Below are 25415 nucleotides of genomic sequence, written 5' to 3'. Positions count from 1 at the left end.
GGGGATGCGAATTTGTCACTTCGGCTCGAAGCTCGCCGCCAGCTCCTTCCAGGTGTCCTTGCGCAGTTCACTGCTCCAGTCGGCGGCCTTCGCGGTGTACATCAGCGCGTACCCCTGCGTCGGGCTGACAACGAACCCGCGGTCGATGGTCCGGTACTCGGTGCCGCCGTCGACGTAGGTGAACTCCCAGTCGGCCGTGTTCCAACCGCGGTAGCTCACCGCCGCTATTCGGATCTTCTGGTACTGGGAGCGCACCATGTAACGCTCCTGGTTCTTCCAGTCCGCCACCGGGTCGTCCTTGGGCGTGCTCGTCCAGGCGATCAGCAGCTTCTGCCCGTCGGGCCCGGTGAACCGGTCCCCGGCGGAGCTGCCGGTCTGGAACTTCCAGCCCTTGGGCAGCCCGATCGAGTACCCCTGGCCTCCGTTGTACGTCTGCACCGCCGAGGCGCTGTCGCTGCCGCTGCCACTGGAGTTCGACGCCGAGGAACCGTCGTCGTTCGACGCGTCGGTGTCGTCGCCGGTGCTCCCGGCGGCCGCGGCGGAGTCACCGTCCGTCTGCTTACCGCCACTCGTGTCCTCCTTGGTGGAGGACCCGCCGCCGGACCCCGAGCCGGAACTCGCGCTCGCGCTCGAGGTGGCCACCGCCTTGGAACCGCCGCTCTTGCCGCTCCCCTTGTCGTCCCCGTCGTCGCCGCCCAGCGTGAGGGCGAGCACGGTACCGAGCACCGCGAGCACCACCACCACGGCGATGATCACCAGGGTCCGCTTCGGCACCACGTCCGTGAGCGGAGCCCGCGGCACGGGCCGGGGCGCCAGGTCCAGATCCGGCGGCGGCACCACGGGCCACCCGGAACTCGCCTTGCCGACGGCGGGCTTGACCCCCGCCGACGCACCGCCGGCACCGGAAACGGCACCAGCACCAGCACCAGCACCAGCGGCGGAACCGGTGCCAGGACCGGCAGCCGGACGTGCACCGCCCGCCGAGCCGGAGACCGGGCCCGAGCCGGAAGCGACCGAACCGTCCTTGGCGCCGCCCGCCTCCACGGCGGGGCTCTTCGCCCGGGTCGTGGACGCGGCGCCGGCCGCTCCCGTGGCCTTCCGCACGGACCGCAGCGCCCCGCGCAGCTTCTCCCCCGCCTCCTCGCCCCGCCTGGCCCCGGCGCTCTTCTCCGCCTGCGGCGCGTCCGGCTGCGGAGGCAGCGGCACGACCCGCGTGGCATCGACGGGCAGTTCCTCGGGCGCGCTGATCACCGCGTTGAGCATCGCCCGCGCGCCGGCGTCGTCCAGCCGCTTGGCCGGGTCCTTGGTGAGCAGCCCGTAGATGACGTCCCGGAGCGGCCCCGCGTTCTTGGGCTCCTCCAACTGCTCGGTCATCACCGCGGTCAGCGTGGCGATCGCCGACCCCTTGTCGTACGGCGGAGCGCCCTCGACCGCCGCGTACAGCAGGCCGCCGAGCGACCACAGGTCGGCCGCCGGGCCGGGCTTGTGACCGCGGGCCCGCTCCGGGGAGATGTAGGAGGGGGCGCCGACGAGCATGCCGGTGGAGGTGATCGACGGGTCGCCCTCGACCTGGGCGATACCGAAGTCGGTGAGCACCACCCGGCCGTCACCCTCGGAGATCAGCACGTTGGACGGCTTCACGTCCCGGTGCAGGATCCCCTCGCGGTGCGCCGACCGCAGCACGTCCAGGATCGCGAGCCCGACCTCGGCCGCGCGCCTGGGCTTGAGCAGGCCGTCCTCCCGGATCACCTCGGCCAGCGACTTGCCCTCGACCAGCTCCATCACGATCCAGGGCCGGTCGTCCTCCTCGACCACGTCGAAGACCGTCACCGCGCTGTTGTTGCGGATCCGGGCGATCGCCTTGGCCTCGCGCAGGGTGCGCGTGATCAGGCGCCGCTTCTCCTCCTCGTCGATGTTCGACGGGAACCGCAGCTCCTTGACGGCCACCGTCCGGCCCAGCGTCTCGTCCTCGGCGCGCCACACCGTGCCCATGCCACCGCGGCCGAGCACCCTTCCCAGCCGGTACCGCCCGGCGAGAAGACGCTCACTGTTGTCCTGACGAGTCTCCTGACGAGAAGTACCCGCCCGCTCCGCCTCCGACATGCGTCCCCTCATGCAACCCGCCCTGACAGAGCCTTCATTGTCCCTCACCCGACAAGTGCCCAGCGCCCAGGGTGCCCCTGACCGCGCATCGGGGCCGCCCGACCGGAACCCCCGGTGACGAGGGCGTCACGCGAGCCGGGATGATGGGCCGCGACAGGGGAGGGACCCGGATGCCGTCGCTTCGGACACTGGTGGCCATACCGGTCTCTCTTGCCCTGCTGCTCGCCCTGGTGACGGTCGGTTCCGCGTCCTCGGCGGAGGCCACGGACCCGCTCCTGTCACAGTTCGTCATCAAAGGCCGGGCACCCGCGGCCGCCCTCCTGGACGTCGACGGCGACGACGTCCGCTACGCGGCCGCCGGCCGGGGCATCACCCGTGCCGACCACTTCCGCGCCGGCAGCATCACCAAGACCTTCGTCGCCACCGTCGTCCTGCAACTGGCCGCGGAACACCGGCTGTCCCTGTCCGACCCCGTCGAGCGCTACCTGCCGGGACTGCTGCGCGCACGAGGCGTCGACGGCCGGCACATCACCCTGCGTGCCCTGCTCAGCCACACCAGCGGGCTCGCCGACTTCACCGAGCTCACCCGAGGGGCCGTCCCCCTGACTCCGCTTCAGGCCGTACGCGTCGCGCTCGCCCTCCCTTCGACCGGCCTCGGCCGCTACTCGTACTCCAGCACCGACTACGTCGTGCTCGGCATGGTCATCCGCCGGGTCACCGGTCACTCGTACGCCACCGAGGCGCGGCGCCGCGTCATCACTCCCCTCCGTCTCACCGGCACGTCCTTCCCGGGTGCCCGTGCCTCGCTGCCCGCGCCGCACGGCCGCGCCTACGCGGCCGACGGCTCCGACGTCACCGAGCTCGACCCGCGCGTGGCCGGCGCCGCGGGTGAGCTGGTGACCACGCTCGACGACCTGGACCGCTTCTACGCGGCGCTGCTGGACGGCGAGCTGCTGCCCTCGCACTGGCTGCGCGAGATGCTCGGCACCCGTGCCGCACATGGGGTGTACGGCCTGGGGATCTTTCCTGTGAAGCTGCCGTGCGGGACCACGGTGTGGGGGCACAACGGCCGGATCGCGGGCAGCTATGTGCGGAGTGCTGCCTCGATCGGCGGCCGGCATGTCGTTACGTTCCGCGTGAACACGACGGCGGTCGGGGACCCGGACCTCGAACCCGCACTGCTCGCGGCCGAGTTCTGCCCTCGCAGTGAGTAGAACGGCCGGGGTCCGGCAGAAGATCCCGGCCCGGGTCGCTCGATCGGGTGGGTTTCAGAGCGGTGCGATGTCCGGGGCTCCCAGGCGGGCCGCGTCGGCCGTCTGGTCGTCCGGCTGGAGTTGGGACTCCCGTTCCGCCTCCACCCGCTTCTCGTAGTGCTCGACCTCCCGCTCGATCTGGTCCTTGTCCCAGCCGAGGACCGGCGCCATCAGCTCGGCGGCCTCGCGGGCGCTGCGGGTGCCCCGGTCGAAGGTCTCGATGGAGATGCGGGTACGGCGGGTGAGGACGTCGTCGAGGTGGCGGGCGCCCTCGTGGGAGGCGGCGTAGACGACCTCGGCGCGCAGATAGTCGTCGGCGGCCGAGAGCGGTTCGCCGAGCGCCGGGTCGGCGGCGATGAGTTCGAGGACCTCGTCCGCCATCGAGCCGTACCGGTTCAGCAGGTGCTCGACCCGGACCACGTGGATGCCGGTGCGGGCGGCGATCCGCGCCCGCGCGTTCCACATCGCCCGGTAGCCCTCCGCGCCGAGCAGCGGGATGTCCTCGGTGACGCACTCCGCGACCCGCGTGTCGAGCCCGTGCACCGCCTCGTCGACGGCGTCCTTGGCCATCACCCGGTACGTCGTGTACTTGCCGCCCGCGACGACCACGAGCCCCGGCACCGGATGCGCGACCGTGTGCTCGCGCGACAGCTTGCTGGTGGCGTCGGACTCGCCGGCCAGCAGCGGACGCAACCCCGCGTACACACCCTGGACGTCGTCCCGCGACAGCGGCACCGCGAGCACCGAGTTGACGTGGTTGAGGAGGTAGTCGATGTCGGCGCTGGAGGCGGCCGGGTGGGCCTTGTCCAGGTCCCAGTCGGTGTCGGTGGTGCCGATGATCCAGTGCCGGCCCCAGGGGATGACGAACAGGACCGACTTCTCGGTGCGCAGGATCAGGCCGGTCGTGGAGTGGATGCGGTCCTTGGGGACGACCAGGTGGATGCCCTTGGATGCGCGGACGTGGAACTGGCCGCGCTCGCCGACCATCGCCTGGGTGTCGTCGGTCCACACACCGGTCGCGTTGACGACCTGCTGGGCGTGGATCTCGTACTCCCCGCCGCCCTCCACGTCCTGCACCCGGGCCCCGACGACCCGCTCGCCCTCGCGCAGAAACCCGGTCACCCGCGCGCGGTTGGCGGCCTTCGCGCCGTAGGACACCGCCGTGCGCACCAGGGTCGCCACATAGCGCGCGTCGTCCATCTGGGCGTCGTAGTACTGGATGGCGCCGACCAGGGCGTCCTTGCGCAGCGCGGGCGCGATCCGCAGGGCGTGACGGCGGGTCAGGTGACGGTGGATGGGCAGGCCCCGGCCGTGCCCGCTGGCCATGGACATCGCGTCGTAGAGCGCGACGCCCGAGCCGGCGTACAGGCGCTCCCAGCCCTGGTGCTGGAGCGGGTACAGGAAGGGCACCGGCTTGACCAGGTGCGGGGCGAGGCGCTCCAGGAGCAGGCCGCGCTCCTTGAGGGCCTCGCGGACCAGGGCGAAGTCGAGCATCTCCAGATAGCGCAGCCCGCCGTGGATCAGCTTGCTGGATCTGCTGGAGGTGCCGGAGGCCCAGTCACGGGCCTCGACGATGCCGGTGTTCAGGCCCCGGGTGGCCGCGTCCAGCACGGTTCCGGCGCCTACCACTCCGCCGCCCACGACCAGCACGTCCAGCTCGCGCTCGGCCATGGCCGCCAAGGACTCCGCCCGTTGCTTCGGCCCCAGTGTCGCTGTCCTCACCGCTGCCTCCCGCTCTGCCGCCATCGGTCATGGCTCGTCGTCGGTCGTCGGTCGCATGGGCCCCACCCGGCAGGCGCGGCCCATGCCCAAAGTCTGACCGCGTTGCCCGACTTCAGCCACCACGCGCCCCCAGCCTGTGGACAACGCTCACCGAACCCCCGGAAGACACACGTACACAATCCCACATAACGTTCATATTTACTCCTAGTCTGACATTGCGCTTCGCTCATCCTGTCCACAGGGCTTGCGCACCTGTCCCGCTTCGGTTACTGGGAAGGACGGCCCACGCCATGCCCGCAGACCTCGCCGTCATGGGACTCGGTCCCTTCGGCCTGCCCCTCGCCCAGGCCGCCGTGGCCGCCGGCATCCCCACGATCGGGTACGCCACCGGTCCCGAGGCGGGCTCGCTCAGCCCCGCCGAGCTGCGCCGGATGCTCTCGAGGGGCTTCCGGGTGGCCAAGGACCCGGCCGAACTGGGGCGGGTGCGGACGGCCGTGATCTGCGCGCCGACCCCGCGCGGCGCCGACGGCGGGCTCGACCTGAGCCGGGTGGAGGCCGCGGCCCGCACCCTGGCCGAGCGGCTGCGCCCGCACACCACGGTGATCCTGGAGTCGCCGGTCCACCCGGGGACGACGGAGGACTTCCTGCGGCCTCTGCTGGAGAAGGGGTCGGGTCTGCGGGCGGGGCGCGATTTCCATCTCGCCTACTCGTCCAGCCGGGTGGATCCCGGCAGCCGCGACTTCACCCCGGCCAACACCCCGAAGGTCATCGGCGGTCTCACGCCCGCGTGCACGGAGTCGGCCGCCGCTTTCTACGGCCGGCTCACCGACAAGGTGGTACGCGCGCGTGGCCCGCGCGAGGCCGAGACCGTGCAGCTCCTGGAGACCAACTTCCGGCACGTCAACATCGCCCTCGTCAACGAGATGGCCGTCCTCTGCCATGACCTGGGCGTCGACCTGTGGGACGTGATCCGCTGCGCGGAGACGAAGCCGTTCGGCTTCCAGGCCTTCCGTCCCGGCCCCGGTATCGGCGGCCACGGGGTCGCCCAGGACCTGTCCGGCGTCGCCGGCCGCGGCCTGCGCATGGTGGAACTGGCCCAGCAGGTCAACAACCGGATGCCGGGGTACGTCGTCCAGCGCGCCGCCGCGCTTCTCAACGAGCACGGCAAGTCGGCCCGCGGCGCGCGCGTGCTGCTGCTCGGCGTCACCTACAAGGCCGACCTCGCCGACCAGCAGGCCACGCCCGCCCGTGAGATCGCGATCCGGCTGATGGAACTGGGCGCCTCGATCAGCTACCACGACCCGCACATCGCGTCCTGGAACGTCCTGGACCGCCCGGTCCCCCGCGCGGACTCCCTCTACGAGGCGGCCGCCGACGCCGATCTGACGATCCTGGTCCAGCAGCACCGGACGTACGACCTCCAGGGCCTGTCGGTGAAGGCACAGCTGCTCCTCGACACCCGCGGGGCGACACCGACGGGAGCGGCACACCGGCTCTGAGCCCTCCGCCGCGCACCCGGCGCGGAAATCGTCAGGGGTGTTGTCACTGGCTCCTGTTAATCTCCCCTCACTCGTCGCACAGGTGTGCGCACGTCTTCTCACCTCGCTGTTCGCGCGGTGATCCATCAGGGGGGATTTTCTGTCATGAGCCAGTCAGCTCCACCACCGCCGCAGCCCCAGCCGCAGTCGCCGTCGCAGCCCCAGTCGCAGCCGGCCGACGGCAACCCGTTCGCCCAGCAGCAGGCGCCCGCGCCGTACGCCGCCCAGCCCGGCGCCGTACCCGCGCCTCCGGCGCCCGCGCCGCCCCGGGGCAATGTCGCCCTCGGCGTGGTCGGTGCCGTCGTCGCGGCTGTGGCCGCCGCCGCTCTCTACGGCATGGTCATCGGCCTCACCAAGCACGAGATCGGCTGGGCGGCCGTCGGCGTCGGCTTCGTCATCGGCCTCGCGGCCGGCAGGCTCGGCGGCCGCAACCCGCTGCTCGCCGTCGTCAGCACCGTCCTCGCGCTCGGCTCCGTCTACTTCGGCCAGCTGGTCGGCGAGGCGATGATCGGCGCCGACCAGCTCGGCGTGAGCTTCTCCGAGCTGTTCTTCCAGCACTTCGGCGTCGTCCAGGACGCGTGGAAGGAAGAGACCGATCCGCTGACCTTCCTCTTCTTCGCGATCGCCGGGTGGGCGGCGTTCTCGGGCGCCCGGAAGGCGGCTGCCTGACCGGCTCGCGGCACGTGAAAGGGCCGGTCACCCGAAACGGGTGACCGGCCCTTCGCCCGTCCTGCGGGACCTACCGCTTGTGCTGCGAGTCCGCCACCGTCACCTCGACGCGCTGGAACTCCTTCAGCTCGCTGTAGCCGGTCGTGGCCATCGCCCGCCGCAGCGCGCCGAAGAGGTTCATCGAGCCGTCGGGGGTGTGGGACGGGCCGGTGAGGATCTCCTCGATGGTGCCGACCGTGCCGAGGTCGACCTTCTTGCCGCGCGGCAGTTCTTCGTTGACCGCCTCCATGCCCCAGTGGTGGCCCTTGCCGGGCGCGTCCGTCGCGCGGGCCAGCGGGGAGCCCATCATCACCGAGTCCGCGCCGCAGGCGATCGCCTTGGGGAGGTCGCCGGACCAGCCGACACCGCCGTCGGCGATCACGTGGACGTACCGGCCGCCGGACTCGTCCATGTAGTCGCGGCGGGCGGCGGCCACGTCCGCGACCGCGGTGGCCATCGGGACCTGGATGCCGAGGACGTTGCGCGTGGTGTGGGCGGCGCCGCCGCCGAAGCCGACGAGCACGCCGGCCGCGCCCGTGCGCATCAGGTGCAGGGCCGCGGTGTACGTGGCGCAGCCGCCGACGATGACCGGGACGTCCAGCTCGTAGATGAACTGCTTCAGGTTCAGCGGCTCGTGCGAACCCGACACGTGCTCCGCCGAGACCGTCGTACCGCGGATGACGAAGATGTCCACGCCCGCGTCGACGACGGCCTTGGAGAACTGGGCCGTGCGCTGCGGGGAGAGCGCGGCGGCGGTGACCACGCCCGAGTCGCGCACCTCCTTGATGCGCTGCCCGATCAGCTCCTCCTTGATGGGAGCCGCGTAGATCTCCTGGAGGCGGCGGGTCGCGGCGTCCGCGTCCAGCTCGGTGATCTCGTCGAGCAGCGGCTGCGGGTCCTCGTAGCGCGTCCAGAGGCCTTCGAGGTTCAGCACGCCGAGGCCGCCGAGCTCACCGATGCGGATCGCGGTGGCCGGCGAGACGACCGAGTCCATGGGGGCGGCCAGGAACGGCAGCTCGAAGCGGTAGGCGTCGATCTGCCACGTGATCGAGACCTCCTTCGGGTCCCGCGTACGGCGGCTGGGGACGACGGCGATGTCGTCGAAGGCGTACGCCCGGCGGCCGCGCTTGCCGCGCCCGATCTCGATCTCAGTCACGTCTGTGGCCTTTCCTCTTCGTTTCAGCGTCTTCCAGTATCGCCGACGGGTACGACAAGGGCGGCCCCGGTGCGCCCGGGGCCGCCCTGGAAAGACCGTGGTGACTACTTGCGGCTGTAGTTCGGCGCCTCGACCGTCATCTGGATGTCGTGCGGGTGGCTCTCCTTGAGGCCCGCGGAGGTGATGCGGACGAACCTGCCCTTGGACTCCATCTCCTCGATGGTGGCGGCGCCCACGTAACCCATGGTCTGGCGCAGGCCGCCGACGAGCTGGTGCAGCACGTTGGAGAGCGGGCCGCGGTAGGGCACCTGGCCCTCGACGCCCTCGGGCACGAGCTTGTCGTCGGCGGCCACCTCGGCCTGGAAGTACCGGTCCTTCGAGTACGACCTGCCCTGGCCGCGGGACTGCATCGCGCCGAGCGATCCCATGCCGCGGTACGACTTGAACTGCTTGCCGTTGATGAAGAGGAGCTCGCCGGGCGACTCCTCGCAGCCGGCCAGCAGGCTGCCGAGCATCACGGTGTCGGCGCCGGCGGCGAGCGCCTTGCCGATGTCGCCGGAGTACTGCAGACCGCCGTCGCCGATCAGCGGGATGCCGGCCGCGCGGGCGGCGAGGGACGCCTCGTAGATGGCCGTGACCTGCGGGACACCGATGCCGGCGACCACGCGCGTGGTGCAGATGGAGCCGGGGCCCACGCCCACCTTGATGCCGTCGACACCGGCGTCGATGAGCGCCTGGGCGCCGTCGCGGGTGGCGACGTTGCCGCCGATCACGTCGACGTCCACGCTCGACTTGATCTTCGACATCCAGCTGAGGGCGTTGCTGTTGTGACCGTGCGAGGTGTCGACGACCAGGAAGTCCGCGCCGGCCTCGGCGAGCGCCTGGGCCCGCTCCAGGGCCTCGGGGCTGGCCCCGACGGCGGCGCCGACGAGCAGGCGGCCCTCGGCGTCCTTGGCGGCGCTCGGGTACTTCTCGGCCTTGACGAAGTCCTTGACCGTGATCAGGCCCTTGAGGACGCCCTCGTCGTCGACCAGCGGCAGCTTCTCGATCTTGTGCTTGCGCAGCAGCTGGATGGCCTCGGTGCCGGAGATGCCGACCTTGCCGGTGACCAGCGGCATCGGGGTCATGACCTCGTGCACGCGGCGGGTGCGGTCGCTCTCGAAGGCCATGTCGCGGTTGGTGACGATGCCGAGCAGCTTGCCGGCCGGGTCGGTGACGGGCACACCGCTGATGCGGAACTTGGCGCACAGGGCGTCGGCCTCGGCGAGGGTGGCCTCCGGGCGCACCGTGATGGGGTCGGTGACCATGCCGGACTCGGACCGCTTGACCAGGTCGACCTGGTTCACCTGGTCCTCGACCGACAGGTTGCGGTGCAGCACGCCGACGCCGCCGAGACGGGCCATCGCGATCGCCATGCGGGACTCGGTCACCTTGTCCATCGCCGCCGACAGGAGCGGGATGTTGACCCGGACGTTGCGGGAGATGCGGGACGAGGTGTCGACCGCGTTCGGGAGCACCTCGGATGCGCCCGGCAGCAGCAGCACGTCGTCGTAGGTAAGCCCGAGTGTCGCGAATTTTCCGGGCACTCCGTCGACGTTGGCAGTCATGACACCTTCCCCAAATGGCCTTGAACGGTGCGGATGTCCATGCTAACGGGAAGCACAGGCCCCAAATTCCACGGTACGGCCCAGCTACGGGCTTCGTATGTTCGTACGGAAATGACCGCACGCCTGTTCATCGGGGGCGGCGAGCCGTGCGGCTACTGCTCCGCCAGGGCGCGCAGCCGGCTCAGGGCCCGGTGCTGGGCGACCCGGACGGCGCCCGGTGACATTCCCAACATCTGGCCCGTCTCCTCGGCGGTGAGGCCCACCGCGATGCGCAGGAGGAGGAGCTCGCGCTGGTTCTCGGGGAGGTTGGCCAGGAGTTTCTTGGCCCATTCGGCGTCGCTGCTGAGCAGCGCCCGTTCCTCGGGGCCGAGGGAGTCATCGGGACGTTCCGGCATCTCGTCGGAGGGGACGGCCGTGGAGCCCGGATGGCGCATCGCGGCCCGCTGGAGGTCGGCGACCTTGTGGGAGGCGATGGCGAAGACGAAGGCCTCGAAGGGGCGGCCGGTGTCGCGGTAGCGGGGCAGCGCGAGGAGGACCGCCACGCAGACCTCCTGGGCCAGGTCCTCCACGAAGTGGCGGGCGTCGCCCGGGAGGCGGGACAGGCGCGTGCGGCAGTAGCGCAGCGCGAGTGGGTGGACATGGGCGAGCAGGTCGTGCGTGGCCTGCTCGTCCCCGTCGACGGCGCGATGGACGAGAGCGCCGATCGTCCCTATGGCGGTGACCGCCTCGTCGTCGCGCATCGGTCCATCGTGCCCTGCGGCCGTCGGCGGTGTGGCACCGCGTCCGTCGTTGTGCACCGAAGCGTTATGAGCAGGTGCGCCGGAACTCATCCCTTGCGCCCTCCCCTTCCGCTCGAACGACTCGTCCCCGAGAGACTCCACACCTCAAGGATGCGGCATCGGCGCCGAAACGAGCAGCGGGTCTCCGGCGCTCCGCCTTGCGGACCCCGCCCACCATGAGGTAGGCGGGGGCGTCCGGTCGGTCCGCGGTCCCGCTGCGACGCAGCTCAGCGCCCTGTTAACGGACCAGTCCCCAGCGGAAGCCGAGGGCCACCGCGTGGGCGCGGTCAGAGGCGCCGAGCTTCTTGAACAGGCGCCGGGCATGGGTCTTCACGGTGTCCTCGGAGAGGAACAGCTCGCGGCCGATCTCGGCGTTGGAGCGGCCGTGGCTCATGCCCTCCAGGACCTGGATCTCGCGCGCGGTGAGCGTGGGCGCGGCGCCCATCTCGGCCGAGCGGAGACGGCGGGGCGCCAGCCGCCAGGTGGGGTCGGCGAGCGCCTGGGTGACGGTCGCGCGCAGTTCCGCACGCGAGGCGTCCTTGTGCAGGTAGCCGCGGGCGCCGGCCGCGACGGCCAGGGCCACCCCGTCCAGGTCCTCGGCGACCGTGAGCATGATGATGCGCGCGCCGGGGTCGGCCGACAGCAGCCGGCGCACGGTCTCGACACCGCCCAGTCCGGGCATGCGCACGTCCATCAGGATCAGGTCGGAGCGGTCGGCGCCCCAGCGGCGGAGGACTTCCTCGCCGTTGGCCGCCGTCGTCACGCGCTCGACGCCGGGCACGGTCGCCACCGCGCGGCGCAGCGCCTCTCGGGCAAGCGGGGAGTCGTCGCAGACGAGGACGGATGTCATGACCGCCCTCCGCAGCTGATGCGCGTCACCTTGAGCCTCCAGGCTGGTACGGAATCGTCACCTGTGCGGTCGACCGTCTCGGACGCCTGCCCGAGCGCTTGTTGTTTCAACCGCCTCCGCCCTCTCAACGACGGTCACTCGAAAGAGTTACGGGGCCGCGTGCCGTCTTCGGCACTCTACGTGAGGGCGCGGACACGGTGCAGACATGGACGTCAGACCCTCAACTTTTCATCACATCCAATGCCCCATTTAGACCTTTTTCTTCCCGTTTCACGGTGTCTGGGGCTAGATTCGCAATGAGTCATATTTTCATCTCTCTAGACCGGAGATGTACGGTCGTTGGCACCGTATCCGCCCAGAACGGCTACAAGGGGTCACGTAATGGCAGATTTCTCCCGCCTTCCCGGACCGAACGCGGACCTGTGGGACTGGCAGCTCCTGGCTGCCTGCCGTGGGGTCGACAGCTCGCTCTTCTTCCATCCCGAGGGCGAGCGCGGGGCGGCTCGGAGTGCCCGTGAGAACTCGGCCAAGGAGGTCTGCATGAGGTGCCCGGTCCGCGCGGAGTGCGCGGCGCACGCGCTGGCGGTCCGCGAGCCGTACGGCGTCTGGGGCGGCCTGACCGAGGACGAGCGCGAAGAGCTCATGGGGCGGGCGCGCAACAGGCTGGTGTCGGCGTCGACGACCAGCGGCGACCCCCTCCCGCACACCTGAAAGAACCGACTCCCCCGCACACGCCTGAAATAACGTTTCTTCAAACCGCTGCCGAGTGGGCCGTCCGTCGGCCCCGCCTTCCTAGGCCCGCCGGACCGCCCGGCGCAGCTGTTCCAGCGTCGCCGCCACGGCCGGCACCTGTGCCAGGTCGGGCAGGGTGAGAGCGACGATCTCCCGCACCACCGCGGGTTCCAGCGCCACCGTGCGCGCACCTCTCGGACGTACCGACTCGACCGCCAGCTGGGGCAGCACCGCGACGCCCAGACCGGCGCCGACCAGGCCGACCACGGCCGGATAGTCGTCGGTGGCGAAGTCGATGCGCGGCGTGAAGCCCGCGTTCTCGCAGGCCTGGACGAGCTGTCCCCGGCAGCGCGGGCAGCCCGCGATCCAGGGCTCGTCGGCGAGTTCCCCGAGGGCGACCGACTCCGCGCGTGCGAGCCGGTGCCGTTCGGGCAGCAGGCCGACCAGCCGGTCCGTCAGCAGCGGCCGCACCACCAGGTCGTCCCACTCCTCGGCACCCGCCGCGCCCTCGTAGCGGAAGGCCAGCGCGATGTCGCAGTCGCCCGCGCGCAGCAGCTCCACGGACTTCGGCGGCTCGGCCTCCTCCAGGGAGACCCGGGTGCCGGGGTGGGCCGCGCGCAGGGCGGCCAGTGCCGTCGGGACCAGGGTGGAGCTGCCGCTCGGGAAGGAGACCAGGCGGACCCGGCCGGCGCGCAGGCCGGCGATCGCGGCGACCTCCTCCTCGGCGGCGGTGAGCCCGGCGAGGATCCCGGAGGCGTGCCGCACGAGGGCCTCGCCGGCCTGGGTCAGGCGCATCTCGCGGCCGTTGCGCACCAGCAGCGGGGTGCCGACGGAGGTCTCCAGGGCCTTCATCTGCTGGCTGACTGCGGGCTGGGTGCAGCCCAGTTCGCGCCCCGCCGCCGAGAAGGAACCGGTGGTGGCGACGGCACGCAGGACGCGGAGATGACGGGCCTCTATCACTCTCCGAGCATAAGGCGGGCTTGGACAGCACGCCCAATAATGCGTCGACGCTTTGAGGCAGGTCCCGTACCTTCGGACCATGGAGCTTCTCTCGGTGAACCTCGGAATCCCGACGCCGTCGCCCCACACGGACCAGAAGGACGGCGTGACCGGCATCGACAAGCGGCCCACGGACGGCCCGGTGCGGGTGCAGGCGCCCGGCCCCAAGGGGGTCGCGGGCAGCGGACTGGCCGGGGACGCGGTGTGCGAGCTGCGCCACCACGGCGGCGAGGACCAGGCGGTGTACGCGTACGCGCGCGAGGACCTGGACGCCTGGGAGAAGGAGCTCGGCCGGCCGCTGCCGAACGGCTGTTTCGGTGAGAACCTCACGACAAACGGGCTGAACGTGTCGGATGCGCTGATCGGCGAGCGCTGGCGGATCGGTTCCGGGGTCGTACTGGAGGTCACCTCCGGGCGCATCCCGTGCCGCACTTTCCAGGGCCATCTGGGCGAACGGGGATGGGTGAAGAGGTTCACGCGGAAGGGTGCGACCGGTGCCTACCTCCGGGTGATCGAACCGGGTGAGATCCGGGCCGGCGACCCGATCGAGATCATCCACCGCCCGGCCCACGGGGTGACGGCGGCGCTGCAGTTCCGCGCGGTCACCACCGAGCGGGAGCTGCTGCCCCGGCTCCTCGCGGCGGGCGAGGCCCTGCACCCGGAGGCGCTGGCGCAGGCCCGGAAGTACATGGCGGCACAGCAGGACTGAACGGCCGTCACCCGCACGCCGTTCACCAGCGCTTCACCCATCGGGAGAGCTGGTGCGCGCAGCGGACGCCGTCAGTCCGGGTAACTACCCTTGGGCCATGACAACGGCTCTGATTACGGGATCGACCGCGGGAATCGGTGCCGCGTTCGCGCGGCGGCTGGCGGCGGACGGGCACAACCTCGTCCTGGTGGCGCGGGACACCAAACGGCTGCGTGAACAGGCGACCGAGCTGCACGACCGGCACGGCATCGAGGCGGAGGTACTCACCGCCGACCTCGCGGAGGACACCGGCATCGAGTCGGTCGCCGCCCGCCTCGGCGACCGCCGGAACCCGGTCGACCTGCTGATCAACAACGCCGGCTTCGGCAACAAGGGCCGCTATCTGGACGTCTCGATGGCCGACGAGCTGAAGATGCTCAAGGTGCACTGCGAGGCGGTGCTGCGGCTGACCTCGGCGGCGGCGGAGGCGATGCGGGAGCGCGGGCGCGGCGGTGTCGTCAACGTGGCCTCGGTGGCGGCCTTCGTGCCCCGGGGCACCTACGGCGCGTCGAAGGCGTGGGTCGTGCAGTTCACCCAGGGCGCGGCGCGCGATCTGGCGGGTACCGGCGTCCGGCTGATGGCGCTGGCGCCCGGTTTCGTGCGCACCGAGTTCCACCAGCGGGCCGGGATGGGCACGGACAACATCCCGGACTGGATGTGGCTGGACGCCGACAAGCTGGTCGAGGCGGCGCTCGCCGACCTCTCGCGCGGCAAGACGCTGTCGATCCCGGACCCGCGGTACAAGGTGCTGACCGGCCTGGCGAAGGTGGCCCCGCGTGGGCTGCTGGGCGGGATCACCTCGAAGACGGGGCGTAAGTACGGGCCGCAGTGACGGCTGCGGTGCCGCTTCCCTCGGTGGGAAAATGGGCGTGACGGTACCGGACCCAGGGGGGCCGGAGGCGGTGGCATGACGTTCGTACAGCTCATCGAGTGCAGGACCAGTCGGCCGGCCGAGATGGACCGGCTGATGGACAAGTGGGTCACGCAGGCCAAGGGGAAGCGGACGGCGACGCACGCGGTGGTCGGCAAGGACCGCTCCGACGCGTCGCACCTGGTCGAGATCGTGGAGTTCCCCTCGTACGAGGAGGCGATGCTGAACTCGAACCGGCCGGAGACCGACCAGGTCCTCGACGAGATCCTGGCGCTCTGCGACGGGATGCCGACCTTCACCGATCTGGACGTGGTGCGCGACGAGCGGTGGTACGCCGACACCGCGCGGCGGTTCTTCGAGACGATCGCCGCGCCCGGCCCGCTGGTTCCGCTGGACGGTCTGATCACCGAGGACTACCACGACCACGAGCCGGTCGAGGGCCAGGTCACCATCGGCATGGACGCGATGCGGCGCAAGCTGGAGATGTGGCGGGGAGCCTTCGACTTCTCGTTCCTCGTCGAGGACCAGATCGCCCAGGGCGACCGGGTGTGCACCAGGTGGCTCTGGACGGGTGTGCAGAAGGCGGCGTTCATGGGGGTGCCGAACACCGGCCGGCAGGTCAGCATGGCCGGGACGACGATCCACCGCTTCGACGCCGACGGGAAGATGGCCGAGGGCTGGTTGCAGTACGACCGGCTCGGGCTGATGGAGCGGCTCGGAGCGCTGGACGCGCTGCAGATCTGACATGACAGCGGCCGGGAAGTAGTACGACGGGCCCAGTGGTACGACAGTAGGAAGTACCCGCGAGGGGCGAAGCCCCCGTTCCGTATCCGGAACGGGGGCTTCATCTGTCCCTGGTCCCGGATGTCGGCTCTGCGTCAGACGAACCATCACCAACCCTCAGAAAAAGCTCAGCTAATGGTCAACCCCAAGCCAAGCAAAGGCAACGTGCAGGCAAAGTCCGCCGCATAGGAACATGATCGAAAGTGAACAGAATCGAATTTACCGCGCCATTCACCCTCCTTCACGGCTGCTAGGTTCACGACGGCTCCGGACCTGACCATCCGGCGTCATGCACAACAACGGGAGGAAAACATGCGTAAGTTGGCAGTCGGCGCGATAGCCGCAGGCCTGTTCGCCGTCAGCGCGGGGACGGCGGCCGCCGTCTCGTGGCACACCATTCCGACGCTGTCCACCGGCGGCGGTTCGTTCACCAGTGGCCAGTACGCCTTCTGGCCCTCGAACCAGAACCACGGCGCCTTCGAGTGGGCGGGCAACCTGAACGACACCGACAACGGTGACGGTCACAACGTCTACATGCAGGTCCGCGTCGAGGGCTACGACTGGAGTCGCTACAACGGCAAGCAGAAGCACAGCGTCCCGCTCGACAAGCTGAACTGGGACGGCGCCGCTCTGCACACCGACGACGCCTACATCCGCGTCTGCCGTGACAAGGGCTCGCTCAACCCTGACAACTGCTCGTCGACGAAGCACTACCAGAGGTAGTCGGCGCTTCGGCAGGACCGCGGGCCCAGGGGCACATCCCCCTGGGCCCGCACGCTTCTTTGGGGGAAGCCATCAGCACGTCAGACATCATCTCGGCCGTCGGAGTCGACCTCTCCTACGGCAACCACCAGGCCGTCCGCGACGCCCACCTCTCGGTCGCCCCGGGTGAGGTCGTGGCCATCACAGGGCAGAGCGGCTCCGGAAAGTCCTCGCTGCTCTACTGCCTCGCCGGCGTCCTGCCGACCACACGTGGTCAGGTGCGCTTCGAAGGGCGCTCGCTCGGTGACCTCTCCGACGACGAGATCAGCGCCCTGCGCCGGGAACGGTTCGGGTTCGTCTTCCAGTACGGCGAACTGCTCCCGGAACTGACCATCGAGGAGAACACCGCGCTGCCCCTGCGCCTGACCGGACAGCGCAAGCGGCCCGCTCTCGCCAGAGCGGGCGAAGTGCTGGAACGGCTCGGCCTCGGCGAGCTGCGTGAACGCCGGCCCTCGCAGGTCTCGGGCGGACAGAGCCAGCGCGCCGCGGTGGCACGGGCCCTGGTCCACCGGCCCGCGGTCGTGTTCGCGGACGAACCGACGGGCTCCCTGGACACCGCCAACGCCTCCGCCGTACTGAAGGAGTTCCTCGGACTGGCCCGCTCGCAGGGCACTGCCGTCATTCTGGTGACACACGATCACGGGGTGGCCGCACAGGCCGACACCCGTTACACGATGTCGGACGGGGTGCTCACGCCGCGAGGTGCGGCGTGACGGAATTCCTGCTCGGTCTGCGACTCCTCTTCGGCGCGGGGCGGGGCAACCGCACACGCTTCTTCCTGATGGCGGCCGGCGGCTCCATCGGTGTCTGCTGCCTGGCCCTCGTCCTCACCGTTCCGGCGATCCTGCACGCCCACGACGGCCGGGCCGCGGCACGACAGCCCGTCACCTCCGCCAAGGGGCCGGCGGACGGCACGCTCGTCGTCCAGCGCTCCGACGCGTACGGATCCAGGCCGTTCACCCGCGTGTTCATCGCGCGGGGAACCGAGGGAACACGGTCGGCCCCGCCCGGTCTGACCCGGCTCCCCGGCCCCGGCGAGGTGTTCGTCTCGCCGCGCGTCCACGACCTCCTGCGTGAGGCACCCGCCGTCAAGGGGCTGCTGCCGGGACGGGAGAAGGGAACCATCGCGGGGGCCGGGCTCGCGCACCCGGACGAGCTGTACGCGTACATCGGCACCACGCGCGGCCGGATCGCCCACGAGGGCCGGACCCTGAAGGGGTTCGGGTACGACTACGCCCCGTCCCCCGCCGTGGAACCGTCCACGCTGACGGACGTGCGGTTCGCTCTGGCCACCCTGGTTCTGCTGCCCCTGGGGATCTTCCTCACCGTCTGTGCGCGTCTGTCCGCCGCCAGCCGCATGCGGCGCCTGGCGGCGCTGCGCCTGCTCGGCCTCAGCGTCAAGGGCACCCAGCGCGTGAACGCGGCGGAGACCGTGATGGCCGCACTGCTCGGCGCGGTGCTCGGCCTGGGTGAGTACTGGGTTCTCAACCAGGTGATGTCCAGGACGGGGCTGCCCGCGCTGCGGTGGTATCCGGACGACGGCGCCCTGTCCGCGACCACGGTCGCCGTGTGCCTGATCGGCTGCCCGGCGCTGGCCTGGTTCGTCGGCCGCAAGAGCGCGCGGGAGGCCGCCGCCAACCCGCTGGCGGTACGCCGCACCGCGCTGCCGCGGCCGCCGTCCAGGTGGGGCGGTCTCCTCCTGATCGCCGGTATGGGCATCGTGTCCGGCTTCTGCGTCAGCGGTGTGCTCGGGCACCCCGCGTCGAGTGTGGGCGTGAACGCGCTGCTCGTGGTCGGCGGCGTCGTGCTGACCGGAGTCGGGCTCGTGCTCACGCTCCCGTTGATCTCGTACGTTCTCGCCCGCCGAGTGGCGGCGTCCACCCAGTCCCTCACGCTCAACCTGGCGATGCGGCGCAACGAGGCCGAGCCCGGAAGCACGATGAGGGTCGTCACCGGTCTCGTACTCCTCGTCTACGCCGCCTCGCTCGCCCAGGGTGTTCTCATCCAGCTGGAACAGGTCAGCCGGCCGTCCGGACCCGTGCAGGACTACTCCCTCTCCCTGTCCGCTCTGACCCCGGACCGGCAGAGGGAACTCGGCGGCCTCGCCGGTGTGCGCACCCACGCCGTCATGATGAACTCCTGGGTCGACTTCGAGAGGAAGAGCCCCGAGGACGCGTTCGCGTCGTCGGCCACCGCCCTGATCGCCACCTGCGCGCAGCTGGAGCACATGGTCCAGCGCTCCCATGGCTGCGTGGACGGCAAGGTGATGAGGCTCGTCGACCCCAACTCCAGCGTCGGATCCGGCGTGAAACCGGGCACGCCGTTCCGGTTCCGCCTCTCGGGGAGCGGGACCGGGCACCTGGACATCGGCTTCCCCACCGACGGGATCGTCTACAGCGGGTACTCCGCGTCCGCCGTGGGCAACGCCGTGCTCCTCGTCCCACCGTCGGCACTGCCCGCACACGCCCGGCCCCGTGACGCCGAGCTCGTGCTCACCAGCGGCTCGGAGCCGGGCCAGGTCCGCAAGGTCCTCGACGGTATCGGGGCGATCGCCCCGATCGCCGAGGTGGAGCTGGTCGGAATGAACGTCCAGGGACTCGAACAGATATCCGTCGTCGAAACCCTGCTGGCCCTCGGCATGATCATGGGGCTGGTCATCGGCGTGGCCGCGTTCCTGGTGTCCGTGACCGATCGCGCGGTCGAACGCCGTGCGCAGGTCACCGCCGTCACCCTGATCGGCGCCCGGGCACGGACCATGCGGGCCGTGCAGTGCCTCCAGGTGGTGCTGCCGCTCGGTCTCGGTCTCGCCCTGGCGGTCGTCACCGGGAAGCTCGCCGAGTCCAGCTACCTGATCACCGGCGGTGGAGTGGTCCGCTGGGATGTCGCCGGCATCCCCCTGCTGTCCCTGGCGGTGGCGGGAGTGCTGGCGGCCGCGGCGGCGGGCTCACTGCCACTGGCCGGCCGCCGGATCGATCCGGAGCTGATCCGCCGCGACTGACCGCTCGGCTCGCCATGGCGAAAGCGGCTGCCCGAAGCAGGTCCTCGGCTTCGGGCCGCCCCTCGGAGCCGAGCGGGGAGGGCAGCCGACGAGGGCGGGCGAGCCGCACACCGCCGATCCGGATCTGCCGTCCCCTCCGCCCCCCCCAGCACGACAGCACTGTGCCCCGCCGCGGAGCGGCGGGGCACAGTGACTTACTGCTTACCGGCTTTGCCGGCGTGCCTCAGTGGGAGTGGCCGTGGGAGTGACCGGCGGCCGCCGGCTCCTCCTCTTCCTTCTTCTCGACGACCAGGGTCTCGGTCGTCAGGAGCAGGGAGGCGATGGAGGCGGCGTTCTCCAGGGCGGAGCGGGTGACCTTGACCGGGTCGATGACGCCGGCCTTGACCAGGTCGCCGTACTCGCCGGTGGCGGCGTTGAAGCCCTGGCCCTTGTCGAGCTCGGCGACCTTGGAGGTGATGACGTAGCCCTCCAGGCCGGCGTTCTCGGCGATCCAGCGCAGCGGCTCGACGACCGCGCGGCGGACCACGGCGACACCGGTGGCCTCGTCGCCGGTCTTGCCCAGGCCGCCCTCCAGCACCTTCGCGGCGTGGACGAGCGCGGAGCCACCGCCGGAGACGATGCCCTCCTCGACCGCGGCGCGGGTCGCGGAGATGGCGTCCTCCAGACGGTGCTTCTTCTCCTTCAGCTCCACCTCGGTGGCGGCGCCGACCTTGATCACGCACACGCCGCCGGCCAGCTTCGCGAGGCGCTCCTGGAGCTTCTCGCGGTCCCAGTCGGAGTCGGTGTTCTCGATCTCGGCCTTGATCTGGGCGACGCGGCCGGTGACGGCACCAGAGTCACCGGCGCCGTCGACGACCGTGGTGTCGTCCTTGGTGACCGTGACACGGCGGGCGGAGCCCAGCACGTCCAGGCCGACCTGGTCGAGCTTGAGGCCGACCTCCTCGGAGATGACCGTGGCGCCGGTGAGGATCGCCAGGTCCTCCAGCATCGCCTTGCGGCGGTCGCCGAAGCCGGGGGCCTTGACCGCGACCGCGTTGAAGGTGCCGCGGATCTTGTTGACGACGAGGGTGGAGAGCGCCTCGCCCTCGACGTCCTCGGCGATGATCAGCAGCGGGCGGGAGGCGTTGCTCTGGATGATCTTCTCGAGCAGCGGGAGCAGGTCCGCGATGGAGGAGACCTTGCCCTGGTTGATGAGGATGTAGGGGTCCTCCAGGACGGCCTCCATGCGCTCCTGGTCCGTCACGAAGTACGGCGACAGGTAGCCCTTGTCGAAGGCCATGCCCTCGGTGAAGTCCAGCTCCAGACCGAAGGTGTTGGACTCCTCGACGGTGATGACACCGTCCTTGCCGACCTTGTCCATCGCCTCGGCGATGAGCTCGCCGACCTGCTGGTCCTGGGCGGACAGCGCGGCGACGGCGGCGATGTCGGCCTTGTCGTCGATCGGACGGGCGGAGGAGAGCAGCTCCTCGGAGACCGCGGCGACGGCCGCGTCGATGCCCTTCTTCAGGGCGGCCGGGGAGGCGCCGGCGGCGACGTTCTTCAGGCCCTCGCGGACGAGCGCCTGGGCCAGCACGGTGGCGGTGGTCGTACCGTCACCCGCGATGTCGTTGGTCTTGGTCGCCACCTCCTTCACCAGCTGGGCGCCGAGGTTCTCGTACGGGTCGTCGAGCTCGACCTCGCGGGCGATGGTGACGCCGTCGTTGGTGATGGTGGGGGCGCCGAACTTCTTGTCGATGACGACGTTGCGGCCCTTGGGGCCGATCGTCACCTTGACGGTGTCGGCAAGCTTGTTGACGCCGCGCTCGAGGGCGCGACGGGCGTCCTCGTCGAACTTCAGGATCTTCGCCATGGGAGCGGTTCAGCCCTCTCGGAAAGCGTGGGTGAAACGAACCGCGCCCCTGACGCCCGGCTTCATAAGGTCGCGGGGGCCAGGGGCGCAGCTCAAAGCAGAATGTGCTTGAGGTGAACTACTTCTCGATGATCGCGAGCACGTCGCGAGCCGAGAGGACGAGGTACTCGTCGCCGTTGTACTTCACCTCGGTGCCGCCGTACTTGCTGTACAGCACGACGTCGCCGACCTTGACGTCGAGCGGCAGGCGCTCGCCGTTCTCGAAGCGGCCCGGGCCCACGGCGAGGACGGCGCCCTCCTGGGGCTTCTCCTTCGCGGTGTCCGGGATGACCAGGCCAGAGGCGGTGGTCTGCTCGGCGTCGAGCGGCTGGACCACAATGCGGTCCTCGAGCGGCTTGATGGCAACCTTGGAGCTGGTGGTCGTCACGATCCGACCTCCCCCTTCGGAGATCTCACGGGGTTAACTGTCTGAGGTGGCGACCAGGTGGATCCGTCGTCGCGGGTGCCGGACCTGCCCGTCGCGTAGTTGGCACTCTCATCTGCCGAGTGCCAGAGCCGAGACTATGACCGCGATTAGCACTCGGTCAAGCGGAGTGCCAATTACCTGCGGCGCGGCGTCGAAAAAAACGGTGACCGGGGCCGCGGTGACCACCCCTGGGACTGCCACCCCGGACCCCCGCTTTCGGCTCCGCCCCCGCCCCCGAACGCCGCACGGGCCGGGAACGCGAACGCCTCACGGGCCGGGCACGCGCAGACCGCACGGGCCGGGCACGCGGACACCGCACGGGCCGGTACGCGGCGGCGGCCGGGCCGGGACGCGGCGGCGGCGGCGCGACGGCGACGGCGACGGCGACGGCGACGGCGGCAGCGACAGCGACAGCGACAGCAGCAGCAGCAGCAGCAGCGACGACGACGGTCGGGCCTACAGGTAATCCTCCAGCCGTCCCACCGTCAGGCCGTTTTCCTGGACCCGGCGGAGCAGGCGGGTCGTGCGTTCGCGCAGGGTCAGGCCCGTGGCCTCGTCCGGGCCGACCAGGACGATGTCGCCGGGGCGCAGCCGCTTCTCACCGCGGCGGTAGGCGATGCCGTCGGCCGTCATCGCCGCGCGCCACAGGACCACCGCCGTCACCCCGCAGTCGGCCGCCGCGCGCAGGGTGGTGGTGTCGTACGTGCCGTAGGGCGGGCGGAAGAGGCGGGGGCGGATACCGAAGCGGGACTTGAGCTTCTCCTGCTGGCCGCAGATCTCGGCACGCTGTCCGGCGTAGGGCAGGCCCGGCATGGCCGGATGGTCGAGGGTGTGGTTCTGGACGCTCGCGCCGACCTCCTGGAGGCGGGCGAAGTGGCCGTAGCCCGGGCCGACCACGCTGTCCGTGAGGAACATGCTCACCGGGAGCCGCAGTTCACGGACCATGTCCACGAACCGGGGGTCCTTCTCGGCGCCGTCGTCGTAGGTGAGGAAGACGACCTTGTCGGTGGTGGTGACGTGGTCGACGACCGGCGGGAGGTCCGTGCGGAGGGCGAGCGGGTGGAGCGGGGGGTGCGGCGCCGGGAGCAGGGGCGCGGTCAGGCCCCAGCGGCGGTACGGCTGTTCGGCGGCCGGGCCGTGCGGCCGTACCCGGTCGGCCGCCTTCTTGCCCAGCCGTTCGATCGGGTCGACGGACTGGGCGCAGCCCGCCAGGAGGAGGGCGGCGGTCAGCAGCGCGGCCGTCGCCCTCGGCCGGCTCACAGGTAGTCCTCCAGGCGCGCCACCGCATAGCCCTCGCGGGTGACCTTGTTCAGAAAGCGGCGCATGTCGTCGATCATCGTGCCGTCCCAGTCGTCCTTGCCCCGGAAGTGCGTGAGCACGATGTCACCGGGGTGCAGGCCGCGGTCCCACTCGCGATACTCCCAGTGGTCGACGAACACCTCCTCGTCCCAGATCGGCGCGTACTTGATGCCGCAGGACTTGGCGGCACGCAGGGTGTCGCCGTTGTAGTTGCCGTAGGGCGGCCGGAAGACCGTCGGCGCCTTGCCGAACTGCTTCTTCATGATCGCCTGCATGCCGCAGATCTCGTCCCTCTGCTCCTCGTAGGACAGACCGGGCAGATAGGGGTGGGTCAGGGTGTGGTTGTTGAGGGTGTGGCCCTCGGCCTGCATCCTGCGGAAGAAGCCGTAGTCGTCCTTGACCAGGTAGTTGCTGAGGAACGCGGTGTAGGGGATCCGCAGGTCGTTCATCATGCGGAGGAACCGCGGGTCCTTGTTCCAGCCGTCGTCGATGGTCAGGAAGACGATTTTCTGTTTGGTCGGGATCGTGGTGAAGACCGGGGGCAGGTCGTCCTCCTCCTGCCCGTCCACCTCGAAGCCGTCGCGCGCGGTGATCCTCGGCTTCACCTTCGGCGGGGCCGGGGGCCGCAGCGGGACCGCGTCCAGGCCCCAGCGCCTGGCGGCGGCGACCAGGGCGGCGTGGGAGTCGGGGGCGGGCGCTGCCCGGTGCGGCTGCTGGCCGGCGGCGGGACGGGCGGTGGAGCCGGTGTCGGGCCCCGCGCAGCCGGACATCAGGGTGGCCGCGGCCAGCAGGCCCGCCATACCCGCCTTCAACCCTTTTTTGTCATTTTGTACGACTACTCGCATGGCGTCGGATCCTTCCAGGACCTCCCCCGGAACCGGCGCCGACACCGCCGCCGGAGGCGAACCATCCACCGACTGGCCGACAATGTCCCGGTGAACGACCTCCTCGCCCCCCTCCTCTCCCCCGAGGGCCGCGCCCTCCTCGCCGAGGTGCGCGGCACCGCGCCCGCCGACGAACTCGCCGTGGCCACCCGGCTGCGCCGCGAGCACCCCGCCGAACTGGTGTCGGCGGCGCTCACCCAGGCCCGGCTGCGGCAGCGGGCGGCGGCGAAGTTCGGGGAGGCGGACGCGGACCGCATGTTCTTCACGCCGAACGGGGTCGAGCAGTCGACGCGGGCGAGCGTCGCCTCGTACCGGGCGGAGTCTCTCCGGGCGCTGGGCGTCCGCACCATCGCCGACCTGTGCTGCGGCATCGGCGGCGACGCGATCGCGATCGCCCGTGCCGGGATCCGCGTGCTGGCGGTGGACCGGGACCCGTCGGCCGCGGCCGTGGCACGGGCCAACGCCGAGGCGCTCGGGCTCGACGACCTGATCGAGGTGCGGGAGGCGGACGTCACGGAGGTGGACACGGCCGGCTACGACGCCGTGTTCGTCGACCCGGCCCGGCGCGGCGGCCGGGGCCGCATCTTCGATCCGGAGGCCTACTCCCCACCGTTGTCGTGGGCCGTCGAGGCGGCCCGGCAGGCGTCGTGCGGTGTGCTGAAGGTCGCGCCGGGCATCCCGCACGAGGCGATCCCCGCGGATGCCGAGGCCGAATGGATCTCGGACGGGGGCGACGTCAAGGAGGCGACGGTGTGGTTCGGCGCGCGGGTGACGCCCGGCGCCCGGCGGGCGGTGCTGCTGCCCTCGGGGGCCGGCGTGTGGGCCTCGCCCGACAGCATGCTGCCGAATCCCGAGGTGCGGCCCGTCGGGCGGTACCTGTACGAGCCCGACGGCGCCGTCATCCGGGCCCACCTGGTCGCCGAGGTGGCCGCGGACCTGGACGGCGGACTGATCGACCCCACCATCGCGTACATCACGGCGGACGAGCGGCACATGACCCCGTATGCCAGCGCGTACGAGATCACCGACCAGCTCCCCTTCAACGTCAAGAAGCTGAAGGCGCTGCTGCGCGAGCGCGGGGTCGGCACGCTGACCGTGAAGAAGCGCGGCTCGGCCGTGGAGCCGGAGGAGCTGCGCAGGAAGGTCAAGCCGCAGGGGCCGAACGCGGCGACCGTGTTCCTGACCCGGGTGGCGGGGGGGGGGGGGGGGGGGGTGGGGGGGGGGGAGGGGGGGGGGGGAGGGGGGGGGGGGGGCCCTTCCTTTTCGTGATGGTTTTCGGGTCGGGGGGGGTGGGGGGTGGGTTAGCTG

At 70.9% G+C, this 25415-nt stretch carries 22 protein-coding genes; 11 read left to right on the top strand and 11 right to left on the bottom strand.

Annotation, left to right across the window (positions count from 1 at the left end; all coding sequences use genetic code 11):
- Positions 1–15: 15 nt before the first annotated feature.
- Positions 16–2103: a serine/threonine-protein kinase gene (locus tag ACZ5K7_RS13955; RefSeq protein WP_468913292.1), complete on the bottom strand. Its 2088-nt coding sequence runs from the start codon at positions 2101–2103 to the stop codon at positions 16–18.
- A 170-nt stretch (positions 2104–2273) separates the two neighbouring features.
- Here ACZ5K7_RS13955 and ACZ5K7_RS13950 point away from each other — a divergent pair, with 170 nt between their 5' ends.
- Entirely contained in the window at positions 2274–3317 is a 1044-nt protein-coding gene (locus ACZ5K7_RS13950; RefSeq protein ID WP_468913290.1) for a serine hydrolase domain-containing protein, read from the top strand.
- Between the two features lie 54 nt (positions 3318–3371).
- On the opposite strand, the gene ACZ5K7_RS13945 is transcribed toward ACZ5K7_RS13950, so the two are convergent.
- On the bottom strand, positions 3372–5078 hold the full coding sequence (locus tag ACZ5K7_RS13945; protein WP_351693543.1) for a glycerol-3-phosphate dehydrogenase/oxidase: 1707 nt from the start codon (positions 5076–5078) through the stop codon (positions 3372–3374).
- Between the two features lie 290 nt (positions 5079–5368).
- Here ACZ5K7_RS13945 and ACZ5K7_RS13940 point away from each other — a divergent pair, with 290 nt between their 5' ends.
- On the top strand, positions 5369–6577 hold the full coding sequence (locus tag ACZ5K7_RS13940; protein ID WP_351693546.1) for a nucleotide sugar dehydrogenase: 1209 nt from the start codon (positions 5369–5371) through the stop codon (positions 6575–6577).
- Positions 6578–6721: 144 nt separating this feature from the next.
- On the top strand, positions 6722–7285 hold the full coding sequence (locus ACZ5K7_RS13935; protein WP_468913287.1) for a hypothetical protein: 564 nt from the start codon (positions 6722–6724) through the stop codon (positions 7283–7285).
- Between the two features lie 70 nt (positions 7286–7355).
- Here ACZ5K7_RS13935 and ACZ5K7_RS13930 read toward each other — a convergent pair whose 3' ends face one another.
- From ACZ5K7_RS13930 to ACZ5K7_RS13915, 4 genes are all read right to left on the bottom strand, one after another.
- Complete coding sequence (locus ACZ5K7_RS13930; RefSeq protein ID WP_351693552.1) at positions 7356–8480, bottom strand: GuaB3 family IMP dehydrogenase-related protein; 1125 nt, start codon at positions 8478–8480, stop codon at positions 7356–7358.
- Between the two features lie 104 nt (positions 8481–8584).
- The gene (gene guaB, locus ACZ5K7_RS13925; RefSeq protein WP_450973572.1) at positions 8585–10087 is read right to left on the bottom strand and encodes an IMP dehydrogenase; all 1503 of its coding nucleotides are present in this window, start codon (positions 10085–10087) and stop codon (positions 8585–8587) included.
- Positions 10088–10239: 152 nt separating this feature from the next.
- Positions 10240–10827: a sigma-70 family RNA polymerase sigma factor gene (locus ACZ5K7_RS13920; protein ID WP_351693558.1), complete on the bottom strand. Its 588-nt coding sequence runs from the start codon at positions 10825–10827 to the stop codon at positions 10240–10242.
- Between the two features lie 277 nt (positions 10828–11104).
- Positions 11105–11716 (bottom strand): response regulator transcription factor, encoded by a 612-nt coding sequence (locus ACZ5K7_RS13915; protein ID WP_003948568.1) that lies wholly within the window; start codon positions 11714–11716, stop codon positions 11105–11107.
- A 381-nt stretch (positions 11717–12097) separates the two neighbouring features.
- Here ACZ5K7_RS13915 and ACZ5K7_RS13910 point away from each other — a divergent pair, with 381 nt between their 5' ends.
- The gene (locus tag ACZ5K7_RS13910) at positions 12098–12427 is read left to right on the top strand and encodes a WhiB family transcriptional regulator (RefSeq protein WP_351693561.1); all 330 of its coding nucleotides are present in this window, start codon (positions 12098–12100) and stop codon (positions 12425–12427) included.
- 81 nt (positions 12428–12508) lie between these two features.
- Here the strand turns inward: ACZ5K7_RS13910 and ACZ5K7_RS13905 are convergent, their stop codons facing one another.
- Complete coding sequence (locus tag ACZ5K7_RS13905; RefSeq protein ID WP_351693564.1) at positions 12509–13408, bottom strand: LysR family transcriptional regulator; 900 nt, start codon at positions 13406–13408, stop codon at positions 12509–12511.
- Positions 13409–13487: 79 nt separating this feature from the next.
- On the opposite strand from ACZ5K7_RS13905, the gene ACZ5K7_RS13900 reads away from it, so the two are divergent.
- The 6 genes from ACZ5K7_RS13900 (at position 13488) to ACZ5K7_RS13875 (ending at position 19609) form a co-directional block, all read left to right on the top strand.
- Positions 13488–14156, top strand: coding sequence for an MOSC domain-containing protein (locus tag ACZ5K7_RS13900; RefSeq protein ID WP_468913284.1), 669 nt, complete (start codon positions 13488–13490; stop codon positions 14154–14156).
- Between the two features lie 97 nt (positions 14157–14253).
- Positions 14254–15027 (top strand): SDR family NAD(P)-dependent oxidoreductase, encoded by a 774-nt coding sequence (locus ACZ5K7_RS13895; protein WP_351693570.1) that lies wholly within the window; start codon positions 14254–14256, stop codon positions 15025–15027.
- Between the two features lie 75 nt (positions 15028–15102).
- Complete coding sequence (locus tag ACZ5K7_RS13890; RefSeq protein ID WP_351693573.1) at positions 15103–15810, top strand: ester cyclase; 708 nt, start codon at positions 15103–15105, stop codon at positions 15808–15810.
- 351 nt (positions 15811–16161) lie between these two features.
- Positions 16162–16572: a hypothetical protein gene (locus tag ACZ5K7_RS13885; protein ID WP_351693576.1), complete on the top strand. Its 411-nt coding sequence runs from the start codon at positions 16162–16164 to the stop codon at positions 16570–16572.
- Positions 16573–16631: 59 nt separating this feature from the next.
- The gene (locus ACZ5K7_RS13880) at positions 16632–17324 is read left to right on the top strand and encodes an ABC transporter ATP-binding protein (protein ID WP_468913281.1); all 693 of its coding nucleotides are present in this window, start codon (positions 16632–16634) and stop codon (positions 17322–17324) included.
- Positions 17321–19609 carry an ABC transporter permease gene (locus ACZ5K7_RS13875; RefSeq protein ID WP_468913279.1) on the top strand — a complete coding sequence of 763 codons (2289 nt, stop codon included), beginning with the start codon at positions 17321–17323 and terminating at the stop codon, positions 19607–19609. The genes ACZ5K7_RS13880 and ACZ5K7_RS13875 overlap by 4 nt, the downstream gene beginning before the upstream one ends.
- Positions 19610–19832: 223 nt before the next feature.
- Here the strand turns inward: ACZ5K7_RS13875 and groL are convergent, their stop codons facing one another.
- From groL to ACZ5K7_RS13855, 4 genes are all read right to left on the bottom strand, one after another.
- Positions 19833–21458, bottom strand: coding sequence for a chaperonin GroEL (groL, locus tag ACZ5K7_RS13870; protein ID WP_351693584.1), 1626 nt, complete (start codon positions 21456–21458; stop codon positions 19833–19835).
- Positions 21459–21576: 118 nt separating this feature from the next.
- The gene (groES, locus tag ACZ5K7_RS13865; protein WP_066995800.1) at positions 21577–21885 is read right to left on the bottom strand and encodes a co-chaperone GroES; all 309 of its coding nucleotides are present in this window, start codon (positions 21883–21885) and stop codon (positions 21577–21579) included.
- Between the two features lie 495 nt (positions 21886–22380).
- On the bottom strand, positions 22381–23184 hold the full coding sequence (locus ACZ5K7_RS13860; RefSeq protein WP_351693591.1) for a polysaccharide deacetylase family protein: 804 nt from the start codon (positions 23182–23184) through the stop codon (positions 22381–22383).
- Positions 23181–24068 (bottom strand): polysaccharide deacetylase family protein, encoded by an 888-nt coding sequence (locus ACZ5K7_RS13855; protein WP_468913276.1) that lies wholly within the window; start codon positions 24066–24068, stop codon positions 23181–23183. Before ACZ5K7_RS13855 ends, ACZ5K7_RS13860 begins: the two co-directional genes overlap by 4 nt.
- Positions 24069–24158: 90 nt before the next feature.
- On the opposite strand from ACZ5K7_RS13855, the gene ACZ5K7_RS13850 reads away from it, so the two are divergent.
- On the top strand, positions 24159–25376 hold the full coding sequence (locus ACZ5K7_RS13850; protein ID WP_468913274.1) for a class I SAM-dependent methyltransferase: 1218 nt from the start codon (positions 24159–24161) through the stop codon (positions 25374–25376).
- Positions 25377–25415: the final 39 nt, after the last annotated feature.

The organism is Streptomyces sp. NPDC031497, assembly GCF_055580905.1.
This window is presented reverse-complemented; position numbering and strand designations above follow the sequence as displayed.